Raw genomic sequence first — 4,050 nt, 5'->3', positions numbered from 1 at the left:
ACAATGCGGTTAGTTCCAATAAAATTGCCGCCAATTCAGTAACCAACGCCAAACTGTCTACCAACGCCGTTGCTACGGCCAATGTACAGGATGGCGCTATTACAGCGGCTAAAATTGCGCCGGGTGTAATTCCTACTTCTTTGCCTGTTAGCGGTACAGCAGGAGGTGATCTGTCTGGTACTTATCCGAACCCTACTGTAGGTAAATTAAATGGAGTAACCGTGGCAGCTACTGCCCCAACAGCCGGACAAGTACTGAAGTACAATGGCACCCAGTGGGAGCCCGGTACCGATAATGCCGGCGGTGGAGGATTGACTTTTCCTTATTCCGGTTCCGCTAATGTGGCCGGTGATATGTTTGCTTTAACTAATTCCGGCAATGGCACTGCGCTGGCTGGTATTAGTTCATCCAATGGTCCGGCTGCTACCGGTGTGTCTGGTAAAATCACCAGTGCATCCCCAGGAGCAAGTGCAGCGGGTGTATTTGGTGAAATTTCAAATACCGGTGCATTACAAGGATCTGCAGTTTTTGGCAGACACAGGGGTGGTGGAAATGGGGTATATGGTCTTTCTGAAAATGGGCATGGTATCTACGGTCAGTCAACTGCTGGTAATGGTGTGTATGCCACCAGTAGTAATGAAATTGGTTTGTATGCAAGAAGTAATACAAAGGCAGGGGCTTATATTGAAAACTCTACCAATACTTCAGAAGCATTATTGGTGTATGGTGAATTAGGCGATGGTATCACTGCCACTTCCTTTGAAGGTGCAGGTATTTTTGCTCTGAATTACAATACTAACAGAGCCGCCATCGAAGCGTTCAGCGGTTTTGGAGGAAATGCCATCTTTGGTAATACAGGTTCCAGTTCAGCTGCGGCTATCGTAGGAAGAAACGATGATTCTTATGCTGGTGTACATGGATATGCTCCCTTTGGTATCGGTTTACTGGCCGAAGTAAACGTAGAAGGATTTACCGGTGGTACAGGTATAAAATCAGTTATTGGTACAGCTGGTGCGAATTCAAATCATGCCATTTTCGAAACAGGCGGTTCGCCGGTTGCAAGAATTGATCAAACCGGGCGCGGCTTCTTTAATGGTGGTACTACCAATTCCGGAGCGGATGTGGCCGAGTTATTCAGTGTAGATGGCAACAGAGCTGCCTACGAACCTGGCGATGTTTTAGAAATTTCTACCACCGATGATCGTAAAATGGTAAAATCAAGCGGACCCTATTCCACCCTTGTTGCAGGGGTGTATGCTACCAAACCAGGTTTACTACTGACCGAAGAAAATGCTACCGAAGGTGATCTTAGTGCAGGAGTGCCCATGGGTGTAATCGGTGTACTGCCAACCAAGGTTTGTATGGAAGGGGGAGCTATCAAACGGGGAGACCTGATTGTTACCTCCAGCATTCCCGGGGTAGCCATGAAAGCCGATCCTGATAAGGTAAAAGTAGGACAGGTTCTGGGAAAGGCCCTGGCCGATTTTTCGGGGAACGGAATTGGAAAAATAAATGTATTAGTCAGCGTAAAATAATCAACCATGAAAAATATACTTATACTGGCCGGACTACTGGTAAGCTCCTGCCTGGCGCAGGAGGTAAGTGCTCAGCAAAAGCAACGCCTTACGCCTGCCCAACTCAAAGTTCAACAAGCCAATTTACCCTATAAAAAACCGGGTAAAAGCAGGGCAGAATACGAAGTGATGTTGAACAAACGCAGAGCAATAGCTCGTGAAAACCAGGCCAGGTATCAGCGCCTGGAAGCGGAAAAAGCCCAGCGAGAAAGAGTAACCGGACCCAACCGGGAATAATAGTTTGTATAAAAAAAGCGTCTGATAGATCAGACGCTTTTTTTATGCGGGTAAGCGCTGCTTAAGCGCCCAGTTTTTTACGGAGATTTTCATCAATGGCATCCAGGAATTCCTGGGTATAAAGGAAATGCTCACCGTGTTTTACTTTATTCCCGTGCACACAAACGGCCAGATCTTTGGTCATTTTACCGCTTTCAACGGTTTCAATACAAACCGCTTCCAGGGCGTTGGCAAAATCGATCAGTTCCTGGTTATTGTCCAGTTTACCCCGGAAAGCTAACCCTCTGGTCCAGGCAAAAATGGAAGCAATAGGGTTGGTTGAAGTTGGTTTTCCTGCCTGGTGATCGCGGTAATGCCGGGTAACGGTACCATGTGCAGCTTCTGATTCCAGGGTTTTACCATCGGGTGTAACCAATACGGAAGTCATCAGGCCCAGGGAACCGAAGCCCTGTGCTACAGTATCACTCTGTACATCGCCATCGTAGTTTTTACATGCCCATACAAAATTGCCATTCCATTTAAGGGCGCTGGCCACCATGTCATCGATCAAACGATGCTCGTATACGATACCGGCTGCTTCAAATGCTGTTTTAAACTCATTTTGATAGATTTCTTCGAAAATGTCTTTAAAACGGCCATCGTATTTTTTCAGGATGGTGTTTTTGGTGGACAGGTAAAGTGGCCATTTTTTACTCAGGGCCATGTTAAAACAGCTACGGGCAAAGCCTATGATACTTTCTTCTGTATTGTACATGGTCATGGCAACTCCGTCGCCCTTGAAGTTGAAAACTTCAAAAACCTGTGGTTCACCACCGTCTTCCGGCGTAAAGGTCATGGTAAGCTTACCTTTTCCTTTGATTACGGTATCGGTAGCCCGGTACTGATCACCAAATGCATGCCGTCCCACAATAATGGGGGCGGTCCAGTTGGTAACCAGCCTTGGAATATTGTTAATTACGATCGGCTCCCGGAATACCGTGCCATCCAGGATATTACGGATGGTTCCATTGGGGCTTTTCCACATTTGTTTCAGGTTAAATTCCTTTACCCTTGCTTCATCCGGTGTAATGGTGGCGCATTTGATACCAACCCCGTACTGCTTGATGGCATTCGCTGCATCTACTGTTACCTGGTCATTGGTGGCATCCCGATGTTCCACTCCCAGGTCATAATATTTAATGTCCAGCTCCAGGTAGGGAAGGATCAGCTTGTCTTTAATGAATTGCCAGATTATCCTGGTCATTTCGTCGCCGTCCAGTTCTACTACCGGGTTGGCTACTTTAATTTTTTTACTCATAGTTGCCTGATTTATTGATGCAAGGTTGCAAACCTACTGCAATTGGCTAAAAATACAAATGATAAAAATATCAAATGCCGGATTGCAGTAATTTTATGCTGTTATGAGTAGGACGGGATCGAATGTTTTTAACTATATAGGTCGGTTTGTAGACCTGACCGATGCGGAACAAAAACTGCTGGAACAGCATATTCAGATTATGACCTGTGCTCCCAGGCAGGTTTTGACCGGTATAGGCGAACTTGAGCAACATACTTATTTTATCGAAAAAGGCTTGGTTCGGAAGTATTTTTTCAGGGGGCAGGATGAAATTACCGTTCAACTGTCCAAAGAAGGGGATATTATCAGTTCGGCTGTATCTTTTTTGTCTGGTGTGCCTTCTGATTTTGTGATCGAAACGATGGAAGCCTGTACCCTGGCGTTTATCACCAAATCCAGCATGGATACGCTTTATGATTACAGCATCAATTTTGAGAAAATGGGTCGACTCATTATACTTGAATGGATGCTGGTAAAAGAAAGAAATGATACCTTCCGGATGATCAGCAGCCCCAGGGAACGTTACCTTCGCTTTGTGCAGGAAAACCCCGCTCTTCTAACCCGGGTACCGCAGAAATACCTGGCATCACTATTGGATATTAAACCCGAAACGTTCAGCCGTTTTAAAAAACAACTGGTAGAAGGAGGGCAGGAGAAACCATGAAATCCACTTCTTCTTCACTTCATCAGGCTGCCTTGCAGCAATTGTTCAGTTATATGAATGCCTATTGTGGGATCTCTAAAGAACAGTTTAGCCAGTTATCAGCTTATTTTATTGTACGAAAACTTGATAAAAAAAGTCTCCTAATTCAGCCTGGTGAAGTAGATTACTACTTTAATTATATCCTCTCTGGTATTGCCCGTAAGTATATCCGATCCGGCAAAAAGGAAATTACCCTCCAG

5 protein-coding genes are annotated in these 4,050 nt (G+C 45.4%); 4 read left to right on the top strand and 1 reads right to left on the bottom strand.

Features of this window, described 5'->3' with window-relative positions; genetic code table 11:
* Together A1D16_RS21325 and A1D16_RS21320 are read left to right on the top strand one after the other, a co-directional pair.
* On the top strand, window positions 1-1,535 hold a 1,535-nt coding region (locus A1D16_RS21325), incomplete at its 5' end, for a hypothetical protein (protein WP_290713608.1).
* Between the two features lie 6 nt (window positions 1,536-1,541).
* Window positions 1,542-1,811 (top strand): hypothetical protein, encoded by a 270-nt coding sequence (locus A1D16_RS21320; protein WP_290713606.1) that lies wholly within the window; start codon window positions 1,542-1,544, stop codon window positions 1,809-1,811.
* A gap of 61 nt (window positions 1,812-1,872) precedes the next feature.
* Here the strand turns inward: A1D16_RS21320 and A1D16_RS21315 are convergent, their stop codons facing one another.
* Window positions 1,873-3,108: an isocitrate dehydrogenase (NADP(+)) gene (locus A1D16_RS21315; protein WP_290713603.1), complete on the bottom strand. Its 1,236-nt coding sequence runs from the start codon at window positions 3,106-3,108 to the stop codon at window positions 1,873-1,875.
* A gap of 103 nt (window positions 3,109-3,211) precedes the next feature.
* Between A1D16_RS21315 and A1D16_RS21310 the strand changes: the two genes are divergently transcribed.
* Window positions 3,212-3,811 carry a Crp/Fnr family transcriptional regulator gene (locus A1D16_RS21310; protein ID WP_290713600.1) on the top strand — a complete coding sequence of 200 codons (600 nt, stop codon included), beginning with the start codon at window positions 3,212-3,214 and terminating at the stop codon, window positions 3,809-3,811.
* Window positions 3,808-4,050 (top strand): hypothetical protein (locus tag A1D16_RS21305; RefSeq protein ID WP_290713597.1); only part of this gene is annotated, 243 nt, incomplete at its 3' end. The genes A1D16_RS21310 and A1D16_RS21305, both read left to right, overlap by 4 nt.

This window comes from Flavihumibacter sp. CACIAM 22H1 (assembly GCF_001601815.1).
In the GTDB taxonomy this organism is placed as follows: Bacteria; Bacteroidota; Bacteroidia; order Chitinophagales; family Chitinophagaceae; genus Flavihumibacter.
The sequence above is the reverse complement of the archived record's forward strand: the minus strand, read 5'-3'. Positions and strand labels throughout refer to the sequence as shown.

Coding starts and splice junctions, on each gene's coding strand:
- A1D16_RS21320 (WP_290713606.1), top strand. CDS start 1,542: ATGAAAAATATACTTATACTGGCCGGACTACTGGTAAGCTCCTGCCTG.
- A1D16_RS21315 (WP_290713603.1), bottom strand. CDS start 3,108: ATGAGTAAAAAAATTAAAGTAGCCAACCCGGTAGTAGAACTGGACGGC.
- A1D16_RS21310 (WP_290713600.1), top strand. CDS start 3,212: ATGAGTAGGACGGGATCGAATGTTTTTAACTATATAGGTCGGTTTGTA.